This is a genomic window from Lentzea flaviverrucosa (genome assembly GCF_003350445.1).
GTDB lineage: Bacteria > Actinomycetota > Actinomycetes > Mycobacteriales > Pseudonocardiaceae > Lentzea > Lentzea californiensis.
This window is the reverse complement of sequence record NZ_QQAU01000010.1, coordinates 1-25,304: the sequence shown is the minus strand read 5'-3', so window position 1 is coordinate 25,304 and position 25,304 is coordinate 1. Positions and strand designations below refer to the sequence as shown.

Annotated in this window: 25 protein-coding genes and 1 pseudogene; 17 read left to right on the top strand and 9 right to left on the bottom strand. The window is 70.1% G+C overall.

What is annotated here, in order from left to right; all coding sequences use genetic code 11:
* Positions 1-8 precede the first annotated feature (8 nt).
* Genes DFR72_RS28055 through DFR72_RS28045 form a run of 3 tightly spaced genes read left to right on the top strand, consistent with a single transcriptional unit; the run spans position 9 to position 4,154 of the window.
* Positions 9-1,550: a hydantoinase/oxoprolinase N-terminal domain-containing protein gene (locus tag DFR72_RS28055; protein WP_090068653.1), complete on the top strand. Its 1,542-nt coding sequence runs from the start codon at positions 9-11 to the stop codon at positions 1,548-1,550.
* Between the two features lie 10 nt (positions 1,551-1,560).
* Complete coding sequence (locus tag DFR72_RS28050) at positions 1,561-2,622, top strand: S-methyl thiohydantoin desulfurase family protein (protein ID WP_090068525.1); 1,062 nt, start codon at positions 1,561-1,563, stop codon at positions 2,620-2,622.
* A complete protein-coding gene (locus DFR72_RS28045) occupies positions 2,619-4,154 on the top strand; it encodes a helix-turn-helix domain-containing protein (RefSeq protein ID WP_090068527.1) in 1,536 nt (511 codons plus the stop codon). Before DFR72_RS28050 ends, DFR72_RS28045 begins: the two co-directional genes overlap by 4 nt.
* Here DFR72_RS28045 and DFR72_RS28040 read toward each other — a convergent pair.
* Positions 4,147-4,923, bottom strand: coding sequence for a sensor histidine kinase (locus DFR72_RS28040; protein WP_245983575.1), 777 nt, complete (start codon positions 4,921-4,923; stop codon positions 4,147-4,149). The two genes, DFR72_RS28045 and DFR72_RS28040, sit on opposite strands and share 8 nt — an antisense overlap.
* 303 nt (positions 4,924-5,226) lie before the next feature.
* Here DFR72_RS28040 and DFR72_RS28035 point away from each other — a divergent pair, with 303 nt between their 5' ends.
* On the top strand, positions 5,227-6,759 hold the full coding sequence (locus tag DFR72_RS28035; protein ID WP_090068529.1) for an ABC-F family ATP-binding cassette domain-containing protein: 1,533 nt from the start codon (positions 5,227-5,229) through the stop codon (positions 6,757-6,759).
* Here DFR72_RS28035 and DFR72_RS28030 read toward each other — a convergent pair.
* A complete protein-coding gene (locus DFR72_RS28030) occupies positions 6,719-7,090 on the bottom strand; it encodes a nuclear transport factor 2 family protein (protein ID WP_090068531.1) in 372 nt (123 codons plus the stop codon). The genes DFR72_RS28035 and DFR72_RS28030 overlap by 41 nt on opposite strands.
* A 59-nt stretch (positions 7,091-7,149) precedes the next feature.
* Between DFR72_RS28030 and DFR72_RS28025 the strand changes: the two genes are divergently transcribed.
* Positions 7,150-7,587 carry a MarR family winged helix-turn-helix transcriptional regulator gene (locus tag DFR72_RS28025; RefSeq protein ID WP_245983617.1) on the top strand — a complete coding sequence of 146 codons (438 nt, stop codon included), beginning with the start codon at positions 7,150-7,152 and terminating at the stop codon, positions 7,585-7,587.
* On the opposite strand, the gene DFR72_RS28020 is transcribed toward DFR72_RS28025, so the two are convergent.
* Positions 7,584-8,426, bottom strand: a complete 843-nt coding sequence (locus DFR72_RS28020; RefSeq protein ID WP_090068534.1) for a DUF4082 domain-containing protein — start codon at positions 8,424-8,426, stop codon at positions 7,584-7,586. The genes DFR72_RS28025 and DFR72_RS28020 overlap by 4 nt on opposite strands.
* Positions 8,427-8,537: 111 nt before the next feature.
* Between DFR72_RS28020 and DFR72_RS28015 the strand changes: the two genes are divergently transcribed.
* The 11 genes from DFR72_RS28015 (at position 8,538) to DFR72_RS27965 (ending at position 19,294) form a co-directional block, all read left to right on the top strand.
* On the top strand, positions 8,538-10,751 hold the full coding sequence (locus tag DFR72_RS28015; protein WP_090068536.1) for a xanthine dehydrogenase family protein molybdopterin-binding subunit: 2,214 nt from the start codon (positions 8,538-8,540) through the stop codon (positions 10,749-10,751).
* A gap of 13 nt (positions 10,752-10,764) precedes the next feature.
* Entirely contained in the window at positions 10,765-11,220 is a 456-nt protein-coding gene (locus DFR72_RS28010; protein ID WP_090068538.1) for a (2Fe-2S)-binding protein, read from the top strand.
* A gap of 15 nt (positions 11,221-11,235) precedes the next feature.
* On the top strand, positions 11,236-12,498 hold the full coding sequence (locus tag DFR72_RS28005) for an SLC13 family permease (RefSeq protein WP_090068540.1): 1,263 nt from the start codon (positions 11,236-11,238) through the stop codon (positions 12,496-12,498).
* A 2-nt stretch (positions 12,499-12,500) separates the two neighbouring features.
* Positions 12,501-12,935, top strand: a complete 435-nt coding sequence (locus DFR72_RS28000) for a universal stress protein (RefSeq protein ID WP_090068542.1) — start codon at positions 12,501-12,503, stop codon at positions 12,933-12,935.
* A gap of 53 nt (positions 12,936-12,988) precedes the next feature.
* Positions 12,989-13,975, top strand: a complete 987-nt coding sequence (locus tag DFR72_RS27995; RefSeq protein WP_090068545.1) for a glycoside hydrolase family 113 protein — start codon at positions 12,989-12,991, stop codon at positions 13,973-13,975.
* A 43-nt stretch (positions 13,976-14,018) separates the two neighbouring features.
* Positions 14,019-14,813: a TIGR02452 family protein gene (locus DFR72_RS27990; protein ID WP_090068547.1), complete on the top strand. Its 795-nt coding sequence runs from the start codon at positions 14,019-14,021 to the stop codon at positions 14,811-14,813.
* 109 nt (positions 14,814-14,922) lie between these two features.
* Positions 14,923-15,447, top strand: a complete 525-nt coding sequence (locus tag DFR72_RS27985; RefSeq protein ID WP_090068549.1) for a ribbon-helix-helix protein, CopG family — start codon at positions 14,923-14,925, stop codon at positions 15,445-15,447.
* Positions 15,448-15,515: 68 nt separating this feature from the next.
* The gene (locus DFR72_RS27980; RefSeq protein WP_090068551.1) at positions 15,516-16,358 is read left to right on the top strand and encodes a DUF4097 family beta strand repeat-containing protein; all 843 of its coding nucleotides are present in this window, start codon (positions 15,516-15,518) and stop codon (positions 16,356-16,358) included.
* A 10-nt stretch (positions 16,359-16,368) separates the two neighbouring features.
* Entirely contained in the window at positions 16,369-17,304 is a 936-nt protein-coding gene (locus DFR72_RS27975; RefSeq protein ID WP_090068553.1) for an ATP-binding cassette domain-containing protein, read from the top strand.
* A complete protein-coding gene (locus DFR72_RS27970) occupies positions 17,301-18,083 on the top strand; it encodes an ABC transporter permease (RefSeq protein ID WP_090068555.1) in 783 nt (260 codons plus the stop codon). The genes DFR72_RS27975 and DFR72_RS27970 overlap by 4 nt, the downstream gene beginning before the upstream one ends.
* 14 nt (positions 18,084-18,097) lie before the next feature.
* Positions 18,098-19,294 (top strand): cytochrome P450, encoded by a 1,197-nt coding sequence (locus DFR72_RS27965; RefSeq protein ID WP_211335558.1) that lies wholly within the window; start codon positions 18,098-18,100, stop codon positions 19,292-19,294.
* Positions 19,295-19,301: 7 nt separating this feature from the next.
* Here the strand turns inward: DFR72_RS27965 and DFR72_RS27960 are convergent, their stop codons facing one another.
* The 6 genes from DFR72_RS27960 to sigK form a co-directional block, all read right to left on the bottom strand.
* On the bottom strand, positions 19,302-20,003 hold the full coding sequence (locus tag DFR72_RS27960; RefSeq protein ID WP_090068559.1) for an SDR family NAD(P)-dependent oxidoreductase: 702 nt from the start codon (positions 20,001-20,003) through the stop codon (positions 19,302-19,304).
* A gap of 51 nt (positions 20,004-20,054) precedes the next feature.
* A complete protein-coding gene (locus DFR72_RS27955; protein WP_143086833.1) occupies positions 20,055-21,917 on the bottom strand; it encodes a hypothetical protein in 1,863 nt (620 codons plus the stop codon).
* A gap of 100 nt (positions 21,918-22,017) precedes the next feature.
* The gene (locus tag DFR72_RS27950; RefSeq protein ID WP_090068563.1) at positions 22,018-23,001 is read right to left on the bottom strand and encodes a fatty acid desaturase family protein; all 984 of its coding nucleotides are present in this window, start codon (positions 22,999-23,001) and stop codon (positions 22,018-22,020) included.
* Positions 23,002-23,090: 89 nt separating this feature from the next.
* Positions 23,091-23,441 carry a VOC family protein gene (locus DFR72_RS27945; protein ID WP_090068565.1) on the bottom strand — a complete coding sequence of 117 codons (351 nt, stop codon included), beginning with the start codon at positions 23,439-23,441 and terminating at the stop codon, positions 23,091-23,093.
* A gap of 43 nt (positions 23,442-23,484) precedes the next feature.
* Positions 23,485-24,204, bottom strand: coding sequence for an anti-sigma factor (locus DFR72_RS27940; protein WP_090068567.1), 720 nt, complete (start codon positions 24,202-24,204; stop codon positions 23,485-23,487).
* Positions 24,201-24,800 carry an ECF RNA polymerase sigma factor SigK gene (sigK, locus tag DFR72_RS27935; RefSeq protein ID WP_090068569.1) on the bottom strand — a complete coding sequence of 200 codons (600 nt, stop codon included), beginning with the start codon at positions 24,798-24,800 and terminating at the stop codon, positions 24,201-24,203. Before sigK ends, DFR72_RS27940 begins: the two co-directional genes overlap by 4 nt.
* A 244-nt stretch (positions 24,801-25,044) precedes the next feature.
* Between sigK and DFR72_RS47565 the strand changes: the two are divergent.
* Positions 25,045-25,304 (top strand): annotated as a pseudogene (locus DFR72_RS47565) (fasciclin domain-containing protein); the annotation flags it as partial.

The following is a 25,304-nucleotide window of genomic DNA, read 5'->3' as shown; positions in this document are numbered from 1 at the left end:
GGGTGGACATGCACATCGGTATCGACGTCGGCGGCACGAACACCGATGCCGTTCTCGTCGAGGGCCGCCGGGTCCTGGCCGTGTGCAAGGCGACGACGACGGCCGACGTGACGACGGGGATCGTGGAGGCGGTCGGTGGGCTGCGGCACGCGTTCGAACCGGCGGCGATCACCGCGGTCATGATCGGCACGACGCACTTCGTCAACGCCGTCGTGGAAGGCCGGGGGCTGGCGCGGACGGCGGCCGTCAGGCTCGGACTTCCCGCCACCACGGCACTTCCGCCGTTCGTCGACTGGCCGGAGCAGCTGCGGCAGGCCATCGGCGGGCACGCGTACCTGTGCCACGGCGGTCACGAGTACGACGGCCGGGTCATCTCGCCGCTCAAGGAGGACGAGCTGCGCGCCGTCGCCGCCGACATCGCGGACAAGGGCGTGCGGTCGGTCGCCATCACCTCGGTGTTCTCGTTGGTCAGCAGCGAGTTCGAACGCCGGGCCGCGGAGGTCCTCACCGCCGAGGTGCCGGGACTGCTGGTGAGCTTCTCGCACGAGATCGGGCGGCTCGGCCTGCTGGAGCGGGAGAACGCGACGATCATCAACGCCGCCCTGCGCGTGCTCGCCGAGCAGATCGCCGACGGACTCGTGGAATCCCTGACGGCACAGGGCATCGACGCTCCGCTGTACCTCAGCCAGAACGACGGCACGCTGATGGACCTGGAGTACGCGCGCTGCTACCCGGTCGCCACGTTCTCCTCGGGTCCGACGAACTCCATGCGCGGCGGCGCGTTCCTGTCCGGGACGGACGACTGCGCGGTGGTCGACGTCGGCGGCACGACGACCGACATCGGCGTGCTGCACAACGGTTTCCCGCGTGAGGCGTCGTCCGAGGTGCTCATCAGCGGCGTGCGCACGAACTTCCGGATGCCCGACGTCCGTTCGGTCGGTCTCGGGGGCGGCAGCGTCGTGCGGCAGCGGCCGGAGGTCCGGGTGGGGCCGGACAGCGTCGGGTTCCGGTTGTCCCGGCAGGCCCTGGTGTTCGGTGGTGACACGCTGACGGCGACGGACGTCGCGGTCGCCGCGGGGCTCGCCGACATCGGCGACGCGAGCCTCGTGCGGCACCTCGACCGCACGCTCGTGCGGTCGGTTCTCGACCACGTGGGCGACCGGATCGCCGCGCAGGTCGACCGCATGCGCACGAGCCCGGCGCCGTTGCCCGTCGTGCTGGTCGGCGGTGGCAGCGTGCTCGTGCGGGACGGGATCGAGGGCGTCAGCGGCATCGTCAGGCCGGAGCACCACGCGTTCGCCAACGCCGTCGGCGCCGCGATCGCGCAGGTCGGCGGCGAGGTCGACCGCGTGTTCACGATGGAACCCGCGCGGCGCGGCGAGGTGCTCGACGCGGCCCGGCAGGAGGCCGTCGACAAGGCGGTCGCGGCGGGCGCGGACGCCGGCACCGTGCGGATCGTCGAGATCGAGGAGGTCCCGCTCGCGTACCTGCCGGGGAACGCGAGCCGCGTGCGAGCGCGTGCGGTGGGTGATCTGCTGCTCGGCCACTAAAGTCCCGCCCATGCACCTGCTGCAGCCCGACGAGGTGGACCGGCTCGCGCTGGGTGTGGTCATGCTCGGCAGCGGTGGCGGGGGCGGCGAGCAGGAGACCCACGCGTTCGCCGCGATGCTGCGGCACGAGATGCGGCAGAGCGGACCGATCACGATCCTCGAGCCGGGGGAGGCCGACCCGGACGGCTACGGCGCGCGGGTCGGGCTGCTCGGCGCACCGACCGTCATGATCGAGAAGCTGCCCTCCGGCCTGGAGGCCGAGGAAGCCCTGAAGGCGTTGCAGGCACACGACCCCACGCCTGTCACGGCCGTCATCGGGTGGGAGATCGGCGGGTGCAACGGCCTGTTGCCGCTGCTCCTGGCCGCGCGACTGGGCCTGCCGTACGTGGACGTCGACGGCATGGGGAGAGCGTTCCCGCGGATCGACCAGACGACCTACGACGCGGCCGGCCTGCCCACGACCCCGCTGGCCATCACCGAACCCAGCGGCAACCGGGCTGTGCTCGACTCGACCGGCATCGAGAAGCTCGCCCGCACGGTGATGGTCGACTTCGGCGGCTGGGCGATGATGGTCGCGAAGCCGTTGAAGCTCGCGGACGCGGTCGGAGCGGGCGTGACGGGCTCGCTCGCCCGTGCCCTGGAACTGGGCGAGATCTGGTCGCGGCACTCGGACTCCGTCGGCGAACGGGCCAAGGCCTCCGGTGGTTTCCTCGTCACACGGGGAAAGGTCGTCGAGGTGTGGCGCGAGTCGGTCGGCGACTTCCCGCGCGGAACGGTGGCGCTGCGACGGCTGGACGCCGACGATGCGTACGTGCGCCTGGAGATGCAGGGGGAGTACCTCGTCGCGCTCGCGGACGGCGAGGCGCTCGTGACGACACCTGATCTGCTGTGCTGCCTGGACGCCGAGACCGGCCACCCGCTGTCGGCGGAACGACTCGGGTTCGGCGCGGTCGTGGACGTGGTAGCGCTCCCATCACCGGCGCAGTGGCTGCCCGCGGAGATGCTCGGCAGGGTCGACCCGAGGGCGTTCGGCTACGACCTCGACTACGTGCCGTTCCGGGACGCCGGGTGATCGACGACGCCGGTTCCCTGACCGTGCGCGATCTGCTGGAGATCGGCGTCTTCGACGACGCGACCCTGCTGGCGGGCGAACGCGGTGTGGGCACCGAGGTCGCGGACGTGCGGCTGGCGGCGGACATCACCGCCGTCGAGGCGTGCTCGGCCGGAGACCTGGTGATCCTGACCGGCCACCAGCCGTACCTCGTCGAGGTGGCGCTGCGCCGGGCGTACAGCGCGGACGTGCGGGCCGTCGTGCTGGTGAAGCCGTCGACCGGCGCGTACCAGGCTCCCTCCGCCGCGACGATCTCGTTCGCGAACCGGCTCGGCGTGCCCCTGCTGCAGGCCGTCGCGGACGACCCGCTGCTGGTCGCGGACGCGTTGCGCACGGCCGTGCGACGTCCCGAGGTCGCGGCGGCCCGGCTGCTCAACGCCGTCACAGCGCGGCTGGGGCGCAGCCGACCGGATCCGCGTTCCGTGATCACGATCCTGTCCGGCGAGCTGCACGTGACGTGTGCCGTGATCAGCGCGGACGGCACCGCGATCGAGGGGGTGTCGCCGCCGGGCCTGCCCGCGGAGCTGCTGGCCGGCTCCGTCGCCGCCACCGCCGAGCTGCCCGAGGGCTTCGCCGTGGCCGTGCCGGTGGAGACCGACCGGACGGGGCACGTGCACCTGTGGCTCGTCTCGCACGCCCGCGGCCGCAACAGGCGCTGGGCCGAGACGGTCCTGCAGATCAGCCAGGTGGCGTCGTGGGCGCTGGGCAGCTGGGTCGCCGCCGAACGCCTGGAAGCCGAGCGCCAGGCCCGTTCCCGCGGCTCGCTGCTGTCCGAACTGCTCGCCTCCGGTGACGACGTGCCGCCCCAACTGGTGCAGCAGGCCGTGCTGGCCGGGTGGCGCCTCGACGGCTGGCACACGGGCGTCTACGTGGTGCCCGCCGCGCCGGGCGTGCCCGACACCACCGGCACCGAACGGCTGCGCGTCGAGCTGTCCCGCCGCGGCCTGCACGGCCAGCTGGTCGAGGGCGCGGAGGGCTGGTCGTTCTGGCTCACCAACGACTCCGAACCGCCGCAGTCGCAGCACCGCGAGCTGACCGCGAAGATCGCCCAGGTGCTCGGCGGCTGCCAGCTCGTCGCCGGCATCGGACGGCCGCACCCCGGCGTCACCGGCGTGGGCAGGACGCTGGCCGAGGCCCGCGAGGCCGCCGCGATGACCGGGTCGGCGAAGGTCGTGCACGTCGACGAACTGGGTGTGCGGCGCCTGCTGTCGATGGCGGCCGAGACCCCGGCGCTGGTCGACCAGGCCGCGCGCCTGCTGGCACCGCTGACGGGCGTGGAGGACGGGCAACTGCTGCGCACCCTCGCCGTCTACCTGGACGAGGAGTCGGTGACCTCGTCCGCGGCCGTGCGGTTGAAGGTGCACCGGAACACGGTTGCGCAGCGGATCAACCGGGTCGAGCAGCTGCTCGGGGTCAGCCTGCTGAACCCGGACGAACGGCTGGCGGTGCACCTGGCCTGCCGGGCGGTCCGCGCTTCGGACGAGGTCACGTAGGCACGAACGCGGGCAGCACGGCGTCCACCTCGAACCCGCCGTCGTCCGTGGGGCCGGCGGTGAGGGTGCCGCCGACCATCTCGACGCGTCCGCGCAGGCCCAGCAGCCCGTTGCCGGATCCGGTCAGCACCAGGCCCGGTGCGGCCGTCGGCCTGGTGTTGCGGATGACCGCGCGGACACTGCTCGGTCCACAGTGGATGGTGATCTCCGTGAGGGCGCCCGGCGCGTGCTTGTGCACGTTCGTCAGCGACTCCTGGACGACCCGGTACATCGTGCGGCGCACGGCGGGGGAGATGGTGTCCGCGTCGCCGTGCTCGGTCAGGGTGATCTCCAGGCCGGTGGCGGCGGAGTCGGCGACGAGCCGGGAGAGCCGGTCCGGCAGCACGTCCGGGATGCGGGCGGCGCGGCCGGAACGCAGCACACCGACGAGGTCGCGCAATTCGGCCAGCGACTGGCAGCCCGCGGTGCGCAGTTCCTCTGCCGCCTGGCGCACGCCGTCGTCCCTCGCCGCCATCCGCAACGCGCCGGCGTGCAGCACCATCAGGTTCAGCCGGTGCGTCACGACGTCGCGCATCTCGGCGGCGAGCCTGGTGCGTTCGTCGGCGCGGGCCTGCTCGGCCTGCAGCTCGCGTTCCCGCTCGGCCAGCTCGGCCGATGCCCGCGCGAGCCTGCGCCGCGTGCCGACGTAGAGGCCCGCGAGCACGGCGATCACGATCACGCTGGGACCGATGACGCCGACGGACGCCATCGACGCGTAGGCCGGCGTCACGCGGCTGACGATACTGCCGGTTTTGTGCCTTGGATCACCTACTGGAGCAGGGGGTTGAACCTACTTTCGCAGGTGGCGACACCCGACTATTCCGCCTGCCGGACACGTGTGTCCGTTCCCTGCACGTCCTTGCGGAACAGGGAACGACTTGTCGAACTTCGGGGAGTCCAGCGGTATTCGAACTCGTTCCGGTCGCCCTGCACGGTTGCGCTCTCGTACGCTGTATGGCAACATCGGTTAGGTGATCTACTGACCCCGCTTCCAACATCCGTTCCCGAATTCCTTCGGCGGTGGGGGTCCCTCGTGTCAGCTCAGTTGACGATCAAGAAAATCACCAGGAACTACGCGTACAAGCGCGTGCTCGACGACGTGTCCCTGGCGGTCCGGCCGGGCGAGAAGCTCGGCGTGGTCGGGGAGAACGGCTCGGGCAAGTCGACGCTGCTGCGGTTGATGGCCGGGCAGGACGTGCCGGACGACGGTGAGATCACCGTGGTGGCGCAGGGCGTCGGCTATCTCGGGCAGGTGCTCGACCTGCCTTCTCGGGCGACCGTCGGCGACGCGATCGACGCCGCTCTCGCCGAGATCCGCTTGCTGGAGCGGGAGATCTCTGTCGCGGCACAGCAGGAGAGGCTCGACGAGCTCGGGGAGTTGCTGACGGCCTTCGAGTTGCGCGACGGCTACTCCGCCGACGCGCGGGTCGAGGCCGCGATGTCCGCACTCGGTGTGAGCCTCGGGCGTGAACGCGCGCTCGGCACCCTGTCCGGAGGGGAGCGGGCCAGGCTCGCGCTCGCGGGAGTGCTGTCGGCGGAGCCGGAACTGCTGCTGCTCGACGAACCCACCAATCACCTGGACGACGAGGCGTTGTCCTGGCTGGAGAACAGGTTGCGTCAGCACCGGGGCACGCTGGTCGTGGTGACGCACGACCGGCTGCTGCTGGAACGGGTCACGACGGCGATCGTCGAGGTCGAGAACCAGTCGATCACCCGCTACGGCAACGGTTACGCCGGCTACGTCGCCGAGAAGCGAGCGGCGCGGCAACGGTGGGAGCAGGCCTACGCGGAGTGGGTCGGCGAGATCGGACACTGGACGCAGTGGCGCGGCACGACGGCACACCGCGTCGCGCCGGGGCGACCGATACCTGACCACAACAAGTGCAAGTACAACGGCGACGGCCGGCGTGTGCAGGCGTCGATCAGGACGCGGGTGCGCAGCGCGTCCGAACGGCTGGAACGGCTGCGCGCCGATCCGGTGCCGAAGCCGCCGGAACCGTTGCGCCTCAACGCCCCGCTGAACGCGGCGGTGCGCGAGGGCGCGCTCGTCGAGTTCGGGGAGCTGAGGATCGAGGCGGGGCGGCGGTTGCTGGTGACCGGGCCGAACGGCGCCGGCAAGTCGACGTTGCTGGACGTGCTGGCGGGTGTGCTCGAACCGGACCACGGCACGGTCGTGCGCAACGGTGTCATCGGGTACCTTCCGCAGGAAACCGTCGTGCACCAACCGGAACAGCCTGTTCTGCGCGCCTTCGGCGGGAGTGCGGACCGGCTCGATGCGCTGGGGTTGTTGCGCAGGGAGGACTTCGCGACCCCGGTGGGCGCGTTGTCGGTCGGGCAACGGCGGCGGCTCGCTCTCGCGCGGTTGCTCGGCCGGGAGTTCGACGTGCTGCTGCTGGACGAGCCGACCAACCACCTGTCGCTCGCCCTGGTGGAGGAGCTGGAAGCGGCGCTCGCGGACTACGCCGGTGCGGTCGTCGTGGCGTCGCACGACCGGTTGCTTCGTCGGCGGTGGAAGGGAGAGGAGCTCAGAATGGCTCGTAGCAGTCGAACGTCTCGATGGCGCTGATCAGTCCGTCGCGCGTGTCCACGAACTGTGCGATGTGCGCGACGAGCTGCTTGCCGTTGCGGAGCACACCGGTCCAGGTCAGGCGCAGGATCGCAGTGCTGCCGGACACCAACGCCGAGTGCACGTCGTACTTCTGGCTCGCCAGCAGTCCGGCGCCCTTCTCCGAGTTCGCGATCATCTCGTCGAGGGACGACCGGGCGCCGTGCGGCTTGATCAGGTTCGGCCGCTCGAAGGTGACCGCGTCGGCGGTGAAGTGGCGGCGCAGCACGGGACCGGACTCCCCGGTCTCGAGCGCGCGGTGCAACGAGGTGGCGAGAACGATTGGACCCATACTCACAACCATAGTTGTACAACCTTGGTTGTCAATGTGAGGATCGTGCGGTGGACCTGATGGAGATCGACCTGGCGACCCTCGCCTACCTCACCGGCAGCTCCGCGAACGACGCGATCCTCAAGCGGCTGCGCGAGATCGGGCACGAGGGCGTCCGGGTCTCGCACGGGTACCTGATCCAGCACCTCGTCGAGAGCGAGCCGAAGGTGGGTGAGCTGGGCGAGCTGCTCGGCGTCACCCAGCAGGCGGCCTCGAAGCAGTTGCTGGAGCTCGAACGCCTCGGCTACGTCCGGCGCGTGCCCGACCGCGTGGACGGCCGGATCAGGCGCGCTCAGCTGACCGACCGGGGCCGGCGGCTGGTCGAGGACAGCCGCCGGCTCCGGCGTGAGCTGGACGTGCACGGCGATGAAGAGGTCAAGCGCGCGCTGATCCGGCTCCTGGTCGCTACGGGCGGCGCCGAGAAGGTGCTGAAGCGCCAGGTCGTGCCGGACGCCTAAAGGCCGGACGCTTGGGGACGGAAGACCGGCTCGATGCCGTAGTTGCTGCCGAACCACGTGTCGGCCGGGAAACCGCCGCTGTAGCTGTACACGCCGGCGTTCACCGGGATCTTGAACGGCGTCTGCACGAGGTTGCCGGCGAAGTAGTTCTCCGTGACCTTGTAGCCACCCGCGGGCGTGTAGTACGAGACGACGTACTCGGTGCCCGCGACCACGGGAACCGGTGTGGTGAAGGTGATCCGCTGGCTGTAGGCCGCGCCGGGAGCCTCCTGCTCGGCCAGCAGCGTGCCGTTCGACCAGACTCGGGCGGTCACGGGGCCGGTGTAGCTGCCGCGCTTGAGGATCAGGGCCGTGATCGAGCCCGGACGGTCGACCGCGACGCGCATGCCGAGCTCGACGGGCTGCTCGTCGGGGTCGTTGACCGCCGGGTTGTGCGTGTCGTGCAGGAAGAGCGAGGTCTCGTGCTCGAGCGCGGGAACCGTTGTGCCGCCTACGTGGATGGTCCGGGACACGGTGGCCGGGCCGGTCGTGGACGCGGTGCGGGCACGGGCGTGGATCGTCAGCGGGCCGGGGACGGACGGGAAGAGCAGGACCGACCACCGTTCGCCGCGCGCGTCGACGGGGGTCCAGTTGGTGCCGTGGTCGGTGGAGAAGTCGACCTCGGTGATGCCGCCCGCCTCGCCGTTGACGGCGCCGCCGATCACGAGCAACGGCTGGTTCAGCGGGACGGAGACCTCGGCGGTGGGCGAGAAGATCATCGCCACCGGGTTGTCCGCGGCGAGGGCGGGAGTGGGAGAGACCAGGACAAGTGCCAGCAGCAGTACTGCTATTCGTCTCATGTACGGCGAATCGTCCTCGGTAATGGCGCAGTTACGGTGGTCCGCTGTTCGGTCGTGCACCCGTTCGGCTGACGGTCGTACCCGTGTCCGCCAGACGTCGTTGACGAGTACATGACCTGTGACAACGAAGTCCCGGTCCCTGCAGCCGGGGCACCGGTTCGTCGTCGGCAGTTCCTCACGTTCCTGGTGGCCGCGCCGGTGCTCACCGTCGCGGTTCCCGGCACGGCCGAGGCCGTCATCCCGACGCTGCCGCAACCGGCCGAGATCCTCGATCTCGGCGACGTCCTGATCCTGGCCGGTACCCCGACCGCGGGCGCACTCGCCGTGCTCAGCGTCGGTGAGGACGGCGTCGTCACCCTCGACCTGCCCCGCGCCGAGGTCGGTCAGGGCATCACCACGGCCTGCGCGATGCTCGTCGCGGAGGAGCTCGACCTGCCCCTCGGCCAGGTCCGCGTCACGCTCGCCGACGCGCGGCCCGAGTTGCTGATGAACCAGCTCACGGGCGGTTCCAACACGATGCGGTCGGTGTACGGCCCGGTTCGCCACGCGGCCGCGGCCGCACGGGCCCGGCTGCTCGCGGCGGCGGCGGAGCAATACGGTGCCGACGTCTCCAGACTGTCCACTCGCGACGGTGCGGTGATCCTCCCGGACGGGCGCCCGGTCCTGTACGGACTGCTGACGTCCGCCGCCGCACAGCTCACCGGAGTCTTCGCCGCGCAACCGAAACCGGCGTCGGAACACCGGCTCGTCGGCACGCCGCAGTCACGCATCGACGCCCGCGCGATGGTCACCGGTCAGTTCCGGTACACGCTCGACCAGGACGTGCCGGGTGCGATGCCGGCGGTCGTGCGCAGGCCGCCGACGATCAACGGCTCGGTGAAGTCGGTCGACTCCACGGCGGCCAGGACCATGCCCGGTGTGCTCGCGATCGGGGTCGTGCCGACGGGCGTCGCGGTCGTCGCGGAGACGTTCGGGCAGGCCATGGCCGCCCGTGACGCGCTGAAGGTCACCTGGAACCCCGGCACGATCGACGCCTTGTCGGACAAGGAGATCCGCGCCAAGCTGAAGGCCGCCGCACTGCCGTTCGTGGTGCCGCCGCTGCTGACCCAGCACCTGGACATGGAGTTCGACTTCGCGTTCGTCAGCCACGCGCCGATGGAGACGAACTCGGCGATCGCGGACGTTCGTGACGACCGGGCCGAGATCTGGGCCGGGTTGAAGTCGCCGATCGTGGCGCGGCAGACCATCGCGGCGGCCATCGGCCTGCCCGAGTCCGCGGTGACGGTGCACGTGGTGCAGGGCGGCGGCTCGTTCGGGCGCAGGCTGTTCTTCGACGCCGCGATCGAGGCCGCACAGATCTCGAAAGCGTTGCGCCGCCCGGTGAAGCTCATGTGGAGCCGCACCGACGACATGCGGCACGGCCGGGCGCGCGCCGCCAGCCACCACAAGCTGCGCGCGACGTTCGCGCTCGGCAACGTGCTGACGTTCGAGCACCGCGTCGCCTCGGTCGAGACGGACTTCCGGCACGGCCTCGGCGAGGTCCTCACCGCCACCGCCGCGTCGCTGCCGGTCGCGGGCAACCTGTCGTTCGCGCAGACGGTGTTCCTCACGACGTGCAAGGTGCCGTACAACTTCGGCGTGGTGACTTCGCTGCTCAACGAGGTGCCGCTGCGCATGCACACCGGGTCGTGGCGGTCGGTCTACTCGGCCAACACCCGTGGCGCGGAAGAGGTCCTGGTCGACCAGCTCGCGGCGAAGATGGGCAAGGACCCCGTCGCGTTCCGCCGCGAGTACCTGAAGACCGCCCGTCAGCGGGCTGTGCTCAACAAGGTCGTGGCGGAGGGCGATTGGGGCCGTGCGATGCCCAAGGGCTTCGCGCAGGGCATCGCCTTCCACGACGAGTACAAGTCGTGCACGGCCTGCCTGGTCGAGATCGACGCCCGAGACCCGCGGAACCCGCGCGTGGTCAAGGCGGTGATCGCGGTCGACGTCGGCCGCCCGATCAACCCGCGCGGCCTCGAAGCGCAGATGCTCGGCGGCCTGACCGACGCCATCTCCACCACGTTGCGCGCCGGTCTGCACATCGACAAGGGCCTGCCGCTGGAAGGCTCGTACTCGCAGTTCCACTACGCGCGCCAGAAGGACACCCCGAAGGACGTGCGGATCTTCGTGATGCCGGCGACCGGCGAACCGGGTGGCGCGGGCGAGCTGGGCGTGCCGGCCGCGGTCGGTGCGATCGCCAACGCCTACGCGCGGGCGACCGGCGTGGTGCCGCGCAGCTTCCCGATCATCTTCCCGGTCGACTTCGAGCCGTTCCCGCGCTGAAGGAGCGTCCCCTGTGCCTACCTACACGTTCGTCGTCAACGGGAAGCCGGTCACCGTCGACGCTCCCGCGGACCTGGCGCTGCTCTGGGTGCTGCGCGACAAGCTCGGCGTGCGCGGCCCGAAGTTCGGCTGCGGCATCGGTGTGTGCCGCGCCTGCACGTCCCACCTGAACGGTGCGGAGATCCAGCCGTGCGTGACGCCGGTGGCCGAGTGCGCCGGGCAGGAGGTGACCACGATCGAGGGACTGGCGTCCGGTGAGGACCTGCACCCGGTCCAGGAGGCGTGGCTGGAGCAGGACGTCGCGCAGTGCGGCTACTGCCAGCCGGGGCAGATCATGGCCGCGGCGGCGTTGCTCCGGACGAAGAAGGAGATTTCGGACGAGGACGTCGACCGGATCGCGAACGTGTGCCGTTGCGGTACCTACTTCCGCATCCGGCAGGCCATAAAGTCGGCGGCGGCCAAGATGTAGGAGTCAGCCGGATGGGTGCCGGCGCAGGAGGATCCCTTGCTGGCGCTGTCCGTTTTGCTGTTGGCCGCCGTGCTGGTGTGCGCGGTCGTCAGGCCGTGGGGCTGGCCGGAGGCGGCGGTCGCGGTGCCGGCGGCGGTGCTCGTCGTGCTCGCCGGGGCGTTGCCCCTCGACCACGTCGAGGACGAGGCGGTGCGGCTGGGGCCCGTGATCGGGTTCCTGGCCGCGATCCTCGTGCTCGCGCAGCTCTGCGACGACGAGGGGCTCTTCCAGGCCTGCGGTGCCTGGATGGCACGTGCGTCCGGCGGCAGGCCGAAGACGTTGCTGGGCGGGGTGTTCGTCACGGCCTCGGTGACGACGGCGGTGCTGAGTCTCGATGCGACGGTCGTGCTGCTGACGCCGGTGGTGTTCGTGACGGCCGCGCAGCTCGGTGTCCGGCCGAAGCCGCACGTCTACGCGTGCACGCACCTGTCCAACAGCGCGTCGCTGCTGCTGCCCGTGTCGAACCTGACGAACCTGCTGGCGTTCGCGTCGAGCGGGCTGAGCTTCACGCGGTTCGCGGCGCTGATGGCGTTGCCGTGGGTCGTGGCGATCGCGGCCGAGTACGTGGTGTTCCGGCGGTTCTTCCGCACCGATCTCGACGCGCCGGTGCACGCGCCCAAGGAGCAGCCGCAGCAGGAACTGCCGGTCTTCGCGCTGGCCACGGTCGGACTGACGCTGGCCGGGTTCGTGGTCGCTTCGGCCACCGGCGTCGACCCGGCGTGGGCGGCCTGCGCCGGTGCGCTCGTCATGGCGGTGCGCGCGCTCGTCCGGCGCCGCACCACGGTGGTCAAGGTCGTGCGGGCGGCGTCGGTGCCGTTCCTCGCGTTCGTGCTGGGCCTCGGCATCGTCGTGCGGGCGGTGGTCGACAACGGGCTGGACGACGTCCTGCGGCTCGCGATCCCGGGTGGCGACGGCCTGCTGGCGTTGCTCGGGGTGGCCGCGGTCGCCGCCGTGCTGGCCAACGTGATCAACAACCTGCCCGCGGTGCTCGTGCTGCTGCCGCTGGTCGCGCCGATGGGGCCGGGTGTGGTGCTCGCCGTGCTGCTGGGCGTGAACCTCGGCCCGAACCTCACCTACGCCGGGTCGCTCGCCACGTTGCTGTGGCGGCGGATCGTGCACGATCACGACACCGAGGTGAACCTGCCGGAGTTCACGAAGCTCGGTCTGCTCGCCGTGCCTGCGACCCTGATCGGCGCCGTCGTGGCACTGTGGGCGTCCCTGCACGTGATCGGAGGATGACCATGACGGTGGTCGTGTGGATCGCCGACGACACCTGGCAGGACTGCGTCGACGCGGCCCGCGCCCACTCGGACGACTTCCTGTTGCTGCACGTCAGCGACCACGACGTGCCCGGCGCGGCACACGGCGCGTTCGCCGGGCTGTTCGGCCGCGGCCACTCCTCGCGCGACCCCGGCACCCGCGTGGACGACCTCGCCGCGGGCCATGCCGCGCAGCTCCTGGACGCGGCAGCGGAACGCCTGGGGCTTCCGTGCGCGAAGGAAGCGCGCATCGGCCGCGTCGAGCACGAGGTCGTCGCGGCTGCTCGGGAAGCGTCCCTGCTGATCCTCTGCCGCGACGGCGACGTGAGCCACGCCGGTCCGCGCAGCCTCGGTCCGGCGACGCGGTTCGTCGTCGACCACGCGCTCTGCCCGGTCCTGCTCGTCTGGCCGTCATAACTACGTAGACGCAAACTTGCGTACACGCACTTTTTGCGCCTACTGTCGGTGGCATGCGCGCCAAAGGCATCGCGTACGACACCGGTTTCGTGCGCCACGGAGAGATCTCGCTGCAGCGGTTCGACCTGGACGCGGTCAGGCGGGACCTGGCCGTCATCAGGGACGACCTGCACTGCAACGCCGTCCACCTGGTCGGCGGTGATCCGGAACGGCTCGAGCGGGCCGCGGAGATCGCCGCCGGGCTCGGGCTGGAGATCTGGTTCTCGCCCTACCCGCTGGAACTGACCCCCGCCGAGATCCTGGACCTGCTCACCGACTGTGCGCGACGAGCCGAGCGGATCCGGATGGCCGGTGCCGAGGTCGTGTTCGTGACCGGCGTCGAGCTCAGCATCATGAACTCCGGCTTCCTGCCCGGGGACGACGTCACGGATCGCCTGTCGCAGCTGCTGGGGCAGCCACGGCGAATGCAGGAGGCCGGTGCGAAGCTCAACGAGTTCCTCGCCCAGGCCGTCGCGGTGGTGCGGGAACACTTCCGGGGCAGGCTCACCTACGCCTGCATCCCGTTCGAGAACCCCGACTGGGACCTGTTCGACATCAAGTCGTTCGAGCTGATCCGCTCGGCCGAAGTGGCTGACGTCTACGCCGAGAGCATCAGGAACGTGGTGGCGCAGGGGAAGCCGGTCGCCATCACGGGCTTCGGCACGGCGGCCTGGCACGGTTCGGGTGCAGTGGCGCCGCGCAGCATGGAGATCGTCGAGCACGACGAGGCCGGAACGGCGGTCCGGGTGAAGGACGGCTACGTGCGAGACGAGGCCGAGCAGGCCACCTACCTGCGCGAGGTGCTGGAGACCTTCGAGGCCGAGGGGGTCGACGGCGCGTTCGTCTACATGTTCGCGCTCGGCAGTTACCCGCACCGGCCGGACGACCCGACACGTGACCTCGACATGGCGAGCCCCGGTGTCGTGAAGGTCTTCGAGGACCTGTCGTGGGAGCCCAAGGCCGCGTTCGGTGCGGTCGCCGAGGTCTACGCCCGGATTTAACCGCTTGGCGCGCGTGGTGCCGCCAGCCAGACTCGGGTGCACCATGAGCAGCAGATTGCGAGCGATCGCCCACGACACCGTCGCCATCGCGGAGCGAGGCTCCTACTCCACCGCCGCGGGCGAGGTCTCGATCGCCGTCGCTCCCGCCGTCGCGGGAACCCGGCTCCACCTGCCGGACGAGGTGCTGTCGCTGCCCGCGGAGACCGGCGGTGTCCGGATCGACGTCACCAACGAGTCCACTTTGGACGCGACCCGGCGCCTCGGTGGCGACGTCGCGGCGCTGAACTTCGCCTCCGCGCGCAACGCCGGAGGCGGGTTCCTCAACGGCGCGCAGGCGCAGGAGGAGAGCATCGCCCGTGCGTCGGCGATCTACCCCTGCCTGCGCGCCGCCGGTGACTTCTACGCCTACCACCGCGCCCACGACGACCTCACCTACAGCGACCGCGTGATCTACTCGCCGCGCGTGCCGGTGTTCAAGGACGACGGGGGAACCCTGCTGCCGCAGCCGTACGAGGTCTCGTTCCTCACCGCCGCCGCGCCGAACCGGTCCGCGATCCTGCGCAACCAGCCCGAACGCGCCGACGACATCCCGCTCGCGTTGCTGCGGCGGGCCATCCGCGTGCTGCACGTCGCGGCGTCGCACGGGCACCGCCGGCTCGTGCTCGGCGCCTGGGGGTGCGGGGTCTTCGGCAACGACCCCGCCACCGTCGCCCAGGTCTTCCGGATCGCGTTGCGGGACAACCGCTTCTTCGACCACGTCGTCTTCGCGGTGCTGGACCGCCGGAAGGGGACGCCGACGTTCGGCGCGTTCGCCGACGCCCTCGCCTCTGCTCGGTGACTCCGACGCACGCTCGTCGACCAGGCCTCTGACCTGCAGTGAGCCAAAGTGGCATCAAGCTGAGCCAGAATTGCTTGCTGGTGGCACCACCGTGTGCCATAGTGATGCCATGGATCTGACCCCGTATGTGGCTTCTCTCGGCCGCGAGCTGCTCACCGCCGTCGAAACCGGTGGCGAGGAAGCGGGCGCGCTGGTCGAGCGGCTGACCGTGACGATGGAGTCGGCGATCCGGCTGGCGCTGCTCGAGGCGCTGTCCGCCGCCGCCGACGAGATCACCGCGGACCTGGCACCGGACTCGGTGCAGGTGCTGCTGCGGGGCCGTGATCCGAAGTTCGTCGTGACGCGCCGGGCGCCGGAGCAGCCCGCCGCCGTCGCGCCGGAGCCCACGCCTGCCGCACCCGCCGAGGACGTGGCGGCCGGCTTCGACGACGGCACCACCGTGCGCATCAACGTCCGGCTGCCCGAACCGCTCAAGGCCGCGATCGACGAGGCCGCGGCCAAGGAGGGCCGCTCGGCCAACGCCTGGCTCGTGCGCGCCGCGTCCGCGCAGCTGAGCCCGAAGCGCGACACCATCGCCGAAACGATCGAGAACAGCATCACCGGCTCACAGCGTTTCGTCGGCTGGGTCCGCTAGCACCAGCCCGGCACCACATCGCCCCGACCTGCGGGGATGTTCCACCGACACCTTCTGAGGGGACAGCCATGCCTTCTTACGACACGCCGGAACCGATTTCCGTACTGCTCGACGTCTACGCGGGCCACGTCCAGATCGTCGCGACCGACCGCACGACCACCGCGGTCGACGTGCGGCCTTCCGACTCGCGCGACTCGTCGGACATCGAGGCCGCGCAGAAGACCAGGGTCGACTTCGCCGACGGCACGCTGATGGTGCGCGGGCCGAAGCGGACGTTCGACTTCTCCAGGAAGACCAGGTCGGTCGACGTCGTGGTCGAGCTGCCGGCCGGGTCCAAAGTGGACCTCGACGTGACGGCGGGCAGTGTCCGCACGTCCGGGGTTCTCGGCGTGACCGAGGTCGACCTGTCCGCGGGCAACATCCACCTCGACCGCACCGGCCCGCTGAGGGCCGACACCGGTGCGGGCCAGGTCAAGATCGGTACCGTCACCGGCAACGCCGAGGTCAAGACCGGCAGCGGCCACATCCGCGTCGGCAAGGTCAACGGCGCGTTGGTCGTCAAGAACTCCAACGGCCACATCGACGTCGGCACGGTCGAGGGCGAACTGAGGGCCCGTTCTGCCAACGGCGACATCAACGTCGAACACGCGTCGGCCGTGGTGGAGGCCCGCACCGCGATGGGGTCCATCGCGGTGGCCGAGGTCGTCAGCGACACCGTCACGCTCAACACCGCGATGGGCGGCATCGAGATCGGGATCGCCCAGGGCACCGCGGCGTGGATCGACGCCAAGACCTCGTTCGGCCGCGTCACCAACACGCTCGAGGGCAGTGACGGTCCCGGCAACTCCACGGAGACCGTCAAGGTCACCGCCCACACGTCCTTCGGCGACATCACCGTCCGCCGCAGCTGAGGGGAACACCATGAACGCGATCAAGGCAACCGGCCTGCGCCGCTCCTACGGCGACAACGAGGTGCTCAAAGGCGTCGACCTGAACGTCCAGCGCGGCACCGTCTTCTCGTTGCTCGGCGCGAACGGCGCCGGCAAGACCACCACCGTCAAGATCCTCTCGACGCTCATCCGCGCGGACGGCGGCAGCGCGTCCGTCGCCGGTCACGACGTGGCGAGCGACCCGGACGCCGTTCGTGGCGCGATCGGCGTCACCGGCCAGTTCTCCGCCGTCGACAACCTGATGACCGGCCGCGAGAACTTGAAGCTCATGGCCGACCTGCACCACCTCGGCAAGGTGGACGGCAAGCGCAGGACGGAGCAGTTGCTGGAGCAGTTCGACCTGGTGGACGCGGCCGACAAGTCCGCGTCGACCTACTCCGGCGGCATGCGGCGCCGGCTCGACCTCGCCATGACGCTGGTCGGGTCGCCGCAGGTGATCTTCCTGGACGAACCGACCACCGGCCTCGACCCGCGCAGCCGCCGCACGATGTGGCAGATCGTGCGGGAGCTGGTGGCGAGCGGCGTGACGATCTTCCTCACCACCCAGTACCTGGAGGAGGCCGACGAGCTCGCCGACCGGATCGCCGTGCTGGACCAGGGGAAGGTCGTCGCCGAGGGGACCGCGGACGAGCTCAAGCGCCGCATGCCCGGCGGTCACGTCCTGTTGCAGTTCACCGATCCCCGGCACCTCGAATCCGCCATCCGGATCGTGGGCGACTCCTCCCGCGACGGTGAGGCGCTCGCCCTGCGCGTGCCCAGCGACGGCAGTGTCCGCTCGCTCAAGGCTTTGCTCGACCGGCTCGACGACAACTCGGTCCTGGTCGACTCGCTCAGCACCCACACGCCCGACCTCGACGACGTCTTCCTCGCCCTCACCGGCAGCCCCGACAAGGTGGTCCAGGCATGAGCTACGTCCTGACCGACTCGGCGACGATGGTGCGCCGCAACCTCACGCGGATGATCCGCTACCCGTCGCTGACGTTCCAGCTCCTGATCATGCCGGTCGTGTTCCTGCTGCTGTTCGTCTACGTCTTCGGCGGCACGCTGGGCGCCGGGCTCGGCGGAGCGGGCGGCGGGCGGGGGGAGTACCTGAACTACGTCACGCCGACGATCATCCTGATGTCGATCACCGCGGCCGTGCAGGGCACGAGCATCTCGATCGCGATGGACATGACCGAGGGAATCGTGGACCGGTTCCGCACCATGAAGATCGCCAGGGTGTCCGTCCTCACCGGACACGTCGTCGGCAGCCTGGTCCAGACGGTCCTCGCCATGTCCGTCGTCTTCGGCGTCGCGGTCGCGATCGGGTTCCGCCCGCAGGCGGGCCCTCTCGGCTGGCTCGTGATCGCCGGGCTGCTGGTCTCCATGTCGTTCGCGATGATCTGGTTGTCCGCAGCCCTGGGCCTCGCCAGCAAGTCCGTCGAGTCGTCGAGCAACGTCGGCCTGCCGCTGATCCTGCTCCCGTTCTTCGGCAACGGTTTCGTTCCCACCGACTCGATGCCGGCCGTGTTGCGCTGGTTCGCCGAATACCAGCCGTTCACCCCGTTCATCAGCGCCCTGCGTGGTCTGCTCGTGGGCACACCGATCGGCAACAGCGGCTACCTCGCCTTCACCTGGTGCCTCGTCATCGGGGTCGGCGGCTACCTCTGGTCCAAGAAGCTCTTCAACCGCGAATCCACCCGCTGAAGGAGATACCGGTCATGTTGCAAGGCCTTCCCATGGAGCGCGACGTCACCCCGTTCGCCCCGCCCAGCCAGATCTCGCTGGTGCGCGAGACCCGCCCGGTCAGCCCGATGCTCTTCCCCGACGGCCACGAGGGGTGGCTCGTCACCGGCTACGAAGCCGTCCGGCAGGCACTGGCGGACACCAGGTTCAGCAGCAGACAGGACCTCGGCATCATCCACGTGCCGTTCCCGACGCCCGGCATGCCGGAGATGACCGAACCGGTCCCGCAGACGCCCGGCCTGTTCATCAGCATGGACCCGCCGGACCACACCCGGTTGCGCCGCAAGCTCACCGGCGCGTTCACCGTCAAGCGGATGAAGGCCCTCGAAGAGGGCATCGTCGAGATCACCGAACGGCAGCTGGACGCGCTGGCGGAGCTCACCCCGCCGGTCGACCTCGTCCAGGAGTTCGCACTCCCGGTGCCGTCTCTGGTGATCTGCGAGATCCTCGGCGTGCCGTACGCCGACCGCGACACGTTCCAGCACAACTCCTCCAAGTTCATGGAGAGGCAGGTGACCCTGGAGGACAAGATGGCCGCGTACATGGCGATGAACACGTACCTGTACGAGCTCGTCACCAGCAAGCGCGCCGAACCGGGGGACGACCTGCTGTCCGATCTCGCGCAGGACGAGGACCTGAGCCTCGAGGAACTGACCGGCATGGCGTTCCTGCTGCTGCTCGCGGGCCACGAGACGACCGCGAACATGCTGGCGCTGGGCACCTTCGCGTTGCTCGAGCACCCGGACCAGCTGGCGGCACTGCGGGCGAACCCGGAGCTGATCCCCGACGCCGTCGAGGAACTGCTGCGCTACCTCGCGGTCGCCGACGTCTTCTTCCGTTACGCCGCAGAGGACATCGAGTTCTTCGGCGAGACGATCCGCGAGGGGTCGATGGTCGTCCTGTCGCTGCTGGCGGGCAACCACGACCCGCAGCGTTACGAGCACGCCGACACGCTCGACGTGCACCGCAACGCCCGTGGGCACCTCGCGTTCGGGCACGGTGTGCACCAGTGCCTCGGCCAGCAGCTGGCCCGCATCGAGATGCGCGCCGGGTTCGAGGGACTGCTGCGCCGGTTCCCCTCACTGGAACTCGCCGTGCCGGCCGGTGAGGTGAAGCTCAGGACCGACATGAACATCTACGGCGTGCACGCCCTGCCGGTCACCTGGGCGTAGCTGCCCGTCAGACGGTGAAACCACCGTCTGCGTTGATGCTGGCGCCGGTGACGTACGCACCGGTCTCCCCAGCCAGAGCCGCGACGACAGCGGCGATCTCCGCTGGTTTTCCGTAGCGCCCCAACGCGGTCAGGCCGCGGATCGTGTCCGCCATCGGCCCGTCGGCCGGGTTCATGTCGGTGTCGGTGGGGCCGGGGTTCACGACGTTCGCCGTGATGCCCAGCGGACCCAGTTCACGCGCCAGGCCCTTCGTCATCCCGATCAGCGCGGTCTTGCTGGCCGAGTACAGGGCGAAGCCGGGAAACGGCGCGTACACGGCGACATTGCTGCCGATGCTGATGATCCGGCCACCTCCACGCATGTGCCGTGCCGCCGCACGCGCCGCCAGGTACGGCGCGCGCACGTTCACGGCCATCGTGTGGTCGAACTCCTCCCGGCCGATCTCCTCCAGCGGTCCGACCTGGAAGACCGCCGCGTTGTTCACGAGCACGTCGAGCCGTCCGAAGTGGACCGCGGTCTCCTCGACCGCGGCCACGACGGCGTCCGGGTCGGCGCTGTCCGCCCGGATCGCGAAACCGTTGTCCGGCTTGGTGTTCTGGTACGTGACCGCGACACGTGCGCCCAGCGCCGTGAGCTTCTCGGCCACGGCTGCGCCGATGCCGCGGCTCCCGCCGGTGACGAGAGCCGCTTTCCCCTCAAGTGATCCCATGCCGAACAGCCTGCTGGAACCGCGGCCGGGATTCTGGCGGGAATCGGACCGTCAGTTGGCGCCTCGGGTGTACGCCCACGCGGTGCGGTTGAGGGTGTCCTCGATTCCCGTGAAGCCCTCGTTGGGGTTGAGCACGTCCTCGTGGAAGTCGACGTCGACGTCGTCCGCCGTGCCACCGATGCCGTCCGGCCCCACGCCGAACATGCCCTTCGGGTTGCCGCCCTGGTCCATGATGGCGTCGAGCGCGTTGAACTGGTCCTGGTGCCAGCTGCCCGACATGTGCCCCGCCTCGTGCGCGGTGATGTTGCCGATCGCCCGGCCGATGAACGCGATCTTGTCACTGGCCGGCGTGATGTAGGCGTTCAGCGACGTCTGCGACTGGGAGGCGGGTGCGCTGAGGATGTCGAGCAGCACCAGCGAGGTCTCCTCCTTGCCGAAGTTGCCCGCGTCGATCGACTGCGCGATGCCGACGGTCGGGATGCCGGACTCGGCGATCGAACCGCCGACGACCACGCGGCTGACGTTCTTCTGGCCCCACGGGTCGGCGTGGTCACGGCTGTTCAGGATCCGCACGGCGAACCGCCTGTTGGTGCCCTTCGCGGCCAGGTCGTGCTCTATGTTCTCGCGCACGGTCGCGACCACGCCGTCGATCACGGCGTTCTCGTCCGCGCCGGTGAGACCCCAGCCGGGCAGGAACTTCCGCAACGGCGAGAGGTCCTTGTTGCCCGCGGGGTCGGCGCCGAAGATCCGGGTGTTGACCCGCGCTCCGTCGAAGTCGAGGAAGAGCGTCAGCACCTCGGGCCGCTGGTTGAGCTCCGAGCCGGGACGGTAGGCCTCCACCGTGACGTCGTAGCGGCCGTCACCGTTCTCGACGCCGACGGTGTAGCGGCCGTCCTTCGGTGCCACGAAGTCCGCGACGGCGTTGCCGCCGGCGGGCATCGGGGAGTTCTCGGCGTACAGGAAGCTGATGTCCTGCGACGAACCGAAGACCTCACGCCCGGCGGGATCGTGGACGACGACCCTGGTCGCCTTGCCCGCCGCCGACGCGCCCAGCACGTCACCGGCCTTGAGGTCGACGGAGAAGTAGTCCCTGTCCGCGGGGCCGCCACCTGTCGCGATGGTCAGGTCGTACGCGCCCTCGGTGAGGACGCGCTTCCCGGTGCCGGGCTTCATCGGGTCGGCCGGGATGCCGCCGGGTCCGGCCGCCGCGACCATCACGTAGACGTCCTGTCCGGCGGCCACGGGGACCCGCAGCCTGCTGTCCGTGCTGCCCGCGAGGTTGTCGTGCTGGTCCAGGAGTTGTCCCGTCGCGTCGAACGCGGCGAGCAGGGTGTCGAGGTCGCCCGACGGCGTGTCCGTCTCGAGGAGGACGATCCGCCCCTCGGTGCCGCCGGACAGCTTGTAGAAGTCGTGGTCACCGCTGCCGTCGCCGCCGCTGCCGTACGGGCCGTCGCCGATCTTGCCGCTGGTGCGCACGGCCCTGTCACGGGCGGGCACACCGGTGTCGCTCGCGAGCGGGACGGCGTCGTTGGTCTCGGCGAACGGTGCCACCACGGGGATCGTGGGGTCGCCCGCCAGGTCTCCGGTGAGCGTGAGCTTCGGGTTCTTGCCCCTGCCGGTCCCGAACCCGGCCACGTGCTCCGCCTGCGAGGGCACGTCGTTCGCGCCCTGCCCGGTCTCCTTCTCGGTGTACGTCAACGGCTGGCCCGCGCTCTTCGCGGCCACCCGCGACTGCTTGCGCGACTCCCGGTTCCGCTGCACCGCCGCCCAGTCGACCTTCGCCTCCGCCGGCAGGAAGGCCAGCATCGGGTCGGGCTGGAAGAGCGGTGCCGCGGGCTCGGCCGCCGACTGCCCGCCGGCGACCAGAGCCAGTGCCATACCTGCCGTGAGCACGCCGAACAGATGTTTTCGCATGTCCAGTCCCCCAGTTCGGTCCTTCAACCGAGGAAACCAGCGACGTGCGAGCCGGGCGAGCGTTTTGGTCAGCCTTTGTCCACTTCAGGACATCCGTGGATCAGACGGTGGCCTTGCGCATCGGTTGCGCGACCTCGTGCAGGTGCTGCAGCACGTACCCGTAGGAGCGGAACAAGCCGCACTGGGCGTAGGAGATCCCGTGCTGTTCGCAGAACTTGTGCACGATTGCCTGCGCGTGCTTCAGGTTCGGTCGCGGCATGCTGGGGAACAGGTGGTGCTCGATCTGGTAGTTCAGCCCGCCGAGCAGGATGTCGGTGAACCAGCCGCCCCGGATGTTGCGCGAGGTCAGCACCTGCTTGCGCAGGAAGTCGAGCGAGTGCCCCGCCGACAGCACCGGCATGCCCTTGTGGTTGGGGGCGAAGGAACATCCCATGTAGAAGCCCCACAACGCCTGGTGCACCAGGATGAACGCGACGGCGTACACGGGGGAGAGGACCCAGAACACGACCGCGAGGTACACCACGACGTTCGCGATCATCACGGTCCGCTCGCGGCCCGAGTAGCGGATCGAGTGCCAGTGCAGCGCGAAGCCTTCCAGCAACAGCAGCGGGAAGAACAGCACCGCCTGGTGCGAGGCGATCCACCGCAGCGGTCCGCGCTTGGCCGCACCCTGGCGTTGTGTGAACGCCAGCACCGAGATGTCGACGTCCGGGTCCTCGTCCTCGTGGTTGGGGTTGGCGTGGTGGCGGCTGTGCTTGCCCACCCACCACTCGTAGCTGACGCCGACCAGCCCGCTGTGGGCGTAGCCGGTGATCTCGTTCCACTTCTTCGACGCGAAGATCTGCTTGTGGCCCGCGTCGTGCCCGATGAACGCGAGCTGGGTGGACATCACGGCCAGCACGACCGCCACCGCGAGCTGCCACCACGAGTCGCCCAGCAGCGCGAACGCCACCCAGGCCGCCGCGTAGACCACGAGGTTCACGCCGATCCGGGTGAAGTAGTAACCGCGCCGCCGAGCAAGCAGGCCAGCCTGCTTTATCTCGGTGGACAACTGGGCGAAGTCGCTCGCCTGCCGGAGTGCCATTCGCGCAGAATGCCTGATCGCGGCGACGAAGTCATGCACGGCCCATGAAGTCGTTACCAACCACACCGGTCACACCGGCGTCGGCAGACCTACCAGCTCACGAGGCAGAAGGGGTGGCCGGCGGGGTCCGCGTACACGTGGAACCGCTCGCCACCCCCTTCGAGCCTGCGCGCGCCGAGGGCCAGCACCTTCTCGCCCGCCGCCGCGAGGTCGTCCACCCGCACGTCGAAGTGCATGTGCGCGGTCTCGTCCGGCCACTTCGGCGGTTGCCAGCCCTCGACGCGTGCGAACGCGACGCCGGGCCGGTCCGGGGCGTCACCGATGACGACGAACGTCCCGTCGTCCTGCACCCGGATCATGCCGAGCAGGTGCTCGTAGAACTCCGCGAGGCCCTGCGGGTCAGGGCAGTCGATCACCAAGCCGTGCCAGCGTCCGATCATGCGCGGGATGCTGACACGGATCCAGGACAACCGGCGCCCTGGTTCACACGAGCGACATCGCCATCACCTTCGGTGTGGTCGGCGCCTTCGACCCTCCCGACGGCTCCACGGTCAGCGCGACCTCCTGTGCTCCGGTCAGCCCGCTGACGACGACCGGTGACGACCGCGAGTCGAGCAGCCCGGCCGGGTGCGGCCCGTCGGCGCCGATCAGCCAGATCTGGTAGGCGTGACCGTTGGGTGCCTGCGGCAGGTCCTTGGCGAGGAATAGAGCCTCGTCGCGGCTCGCCGACACGACGGCGGTGCCGGTGGCGCCGTTCGGTGCCCTGCCGTTGATCAGCTTCGCGTCCGGCGTGGACAGGAAGTCGGAGAACCGGCTGTACTCGCTGGAGAGCTGCGCCAGCTGCCGTTCCTGGTCGGACTGCGAGTAGTCCACGGTCACGAACACCGCGGCGACGAGGCAGGCGGCCGCGAGCAGCCCTCCCGCCCAGCGCTTGCGGCGCGGGTCCGGCACGCGTGCCGTGTGCGGGGACAGCTGGCGGGTCTCGGCCGCTGCCGCGAGCACACGGGCACGGAGCTGGGGCGGTGGCGGGGACTCCACCGCGACGCCCAGCCGCGCGGCCGTGGCCGCGAGCTCGGTGACTTCGATCGCGCAGCTCTGACACCGGGTCAGGTGCGCCTCGAAAGCGGTCCGTTCGAGGTCCGACAACGCGTTCACGGCGTAGGCGCCGGTGAGCGTGTGCAGATCAGCGGATGTGGTCCTCATCCGGTCACCCCCATGCAGTCCCGCAGTCGGATCAGGCCGTCGCGCATCCGGGTCTTGACCGTGCCGAGCGGAACGCCCAGCAGGCTCGAGACCTCCGGATAGGAGTAGCCCTGGTAGTAGGCGAGCAGCACGGACTCCCGCTGCAGCTCGGTCAGGAAGCTCAGGCACCGGCGCACCTGGCGTTGCTCCAGCCGGCCGTCGACCTGCTCGCTCACCTCGTCGAACGGCCTGGCCGGGTCGAGGCGGGCCGCCCGGTCCTCGCGGTGCGTGGCGGCCTGGGCGGACCGGACGCGGTCCACGGCCCGGCGGTGCGTCAGCGTGAGGATCCAGGTGTTGGCGCTGCCCCGGTCGGGGTCGAACCTGGTCGCGGTCCGCCACACCTCGAGCATCACCTCCTGGAACACCTCCTCCGACTGCGCCTGGTCCCGCACGACACGCCTGATCAGCCCGAACACCGAACCGGCCATCACGTCGTAGAGCCGTTCGAACGCGGCCTCGTCACCCCGTGCGACCAGCGCGAGCAGGTCGTCGGCGGTCGGGCCGACGTCACGAGGGGTGCTCTGCAGGCTTTGCAGCGCCCGCTCACGCTCTGGCATCCCAGGTCCTCTCCTCGGCCGTTGTCCCCTAGGTGTTCGCAGCAGGGGCGCCGATGGATCGGTCCGGAATGCGTCATCACATCGCGGGCCGGCGGAACTTCTTCCAACCGCCCTGGAAAACCCCTCGTCAGTCCGTTGTGGACGGTGTGGTTGGTAACGGATTCATAACCACACCCATCCGCTTCCCGGGGGGCGGCGAATCACCGGTAGCAACTGCTCGATCACCCCTTGGAGATGTCTCGTCATGAACATGACCGTCCGCAACACCGTCCTGGCCGTCGGCGCCGTCTCGCTCGCCCTGTTCGGCGCGGCGTGCGGCTCGGGTGACATGGCCAGCAGCGGCGGCACTTCCAGCGCCGCGCCCACCACGACCACCCAGTCCTCGGCCGCGATGGCCGACCCGGCTGCCAACCTCGTCGGTCCTGGCTGTGCCGACTACGCGAAGCAGGTCCCGTCCGGTGCGGGTTCCGTGAGCGGCATGGCCGCTGACCCGGTCGCCGTCGC

What these genes read in the sequence shown, in the direction of transcription:
- DFR72_RS27940 (WP_090068567.1), bottom strand. Translation starts at nt 24,204, where the DNA reads ATGAGGACCACATCCGCTGATCTGCACACGCTCACCGGCGCCTACGCC.
- DFR72_RS27980 (WP_090068551.1), top strand. Translation starts at nt 15,516, where the DNA reads ATGCCTTCTTACGACACGCCGGAACCGATTTCCGTACTGCTCGACGTC.
- DFR72_RS28020 (WP_090068534.1), bottom strand. Translation starts at nt 8,426, where the DNA reads ATGAGACGAATAGCAGTACTGCTGCTGGCACTTGTCCTGGTCTCTCCC.
- DFR72_RS27965 (WP_211335558.1), top strand. Translation starts at nt 18,098, where the DNA reads ATGTTGCAAGGCCTTCCCATGGAGCGCGACGTCACCCCGTTCGCCCCG.
- DFR72_RS28030 (WP_090068531.1), bottom strand. Translation starts at nt 7,090, where the DNA reads ATGGGTCCAATCGTTCTCGCCACCTCGTTGCACCGCGCGCTCGAGACC.
- sigK (WP_090068569.1), bottom strand. Translation starts at nt 24,800, where the DNA reads ATGCCAGAGCGTGAGCGGGCGCTGCAAAGCCTGCAGAGCACCCCTCGT.
- DFR72_RS28000 (WP_090068542.1), top strand. Translation starts at nt 12,501, where the DNA reads ATGACGGTGGTCGTGTGGATCGCCGACGACACCTGGCAGGACTGCGTC.
- DFR72_RS27950 (WP_090068563.1), bottom strand. Translation starts at nt 23,001, where the DNA reads ATGGCACTCCGGCAGGCGAGCGACTTCGCCCAGTTGTCCACCGAGATA.
- DFR72_RS27995 (WP_090068545.1), top strand. Translation starts at nt 12,989, where the DNA reads ATGCGCGCCAAAGGCATCGCGTACGACACCGGTTTCGTGCGCCACGGA.
- DFR72_RS28050 (WP_090068525.1), top strand. Translation starts at nt 1,561, where the DNA reads ATGCACCTGCTGCAGCCCGACGAGGTGGACCGGCTCGCGCTGGGTGTG.
- DFR72_RS27985 (WP_090068549.1), top strand. Translation starts at nt 14,923, where the DNA reads ATGGATCTGACCCCGTATGTGGCTTCTCTCGGCCGCGAGCTGCTCACC.
- DFR72_RS27960 (WP_090068559.1), bottom strand. Translation starts at nt 20,003, where the DNA reads ATGGGATCACTTGAGGGGAAAGCGGCTCTCGTCACCGGCGGGAGCCGC.
- DFR72_RS28015 (WP_090068536.1), top strand. Translation starts at nt 8,538, where the DNA reads ATGACCTGTGACAACGAAGTCCCGGTCCCTGCAGCCGGGGCACCGGTT.
- DFR72_RS27970 (WP_090068555.1), top strand. Translation starts at nt 17,301, where the DNA reads ATGAGCTACGTCCTGACCGACTCGGCGACGATGGTGCGCCGCAACCTC.
- DFR72_RS28055 (WP_090068653.1), top strand. Translation starts at nt 9, where the DNA reads ATGCACATCGGTATCGACGTCGGCGGCACGAACACCGATGCCGTTCTC.
- DFR72_RS27945 (WP_090068565.1), bottom strand. Translation starts at nt 23,441, where the DNA reads ATGATCGGACGCTGGCACGGCTTGGTGATCGACTGCCCTGACCCGCAG.
- DFR72_RS27975 (WP_090068553.1), top strand. Translation starts at nt 16,369, where the DNA reads ATGAACGCGATCAAGGCAACCGGCCTGCGCCGCTCCTACGGCGACAAC.
- DFR72_RS27955 (WP_143086833.1), bottom strand. Translation starts at nt 21,917, where the DNA reads ATGCGAAAACATCTGTTCGGCGTGCTCACGGCAGGTATGGCACTGGCT.
- DFR72_RS28025 (WP_245983617.1), top strand. Translation starts at nt 7,150, where the DNA reads ATGGAGATCGACCTGGCGACCCTCGCCTACCTCACCGGCAGCTCCGCG.
- DFR72_RS27990 (WP_090068547.1), top strand. Translation starts at nt 14,019, where the DNA reads ATGAGCAGCAGATTGCGAGCGATCGCCCACGACACCGTCGCCATCGCG.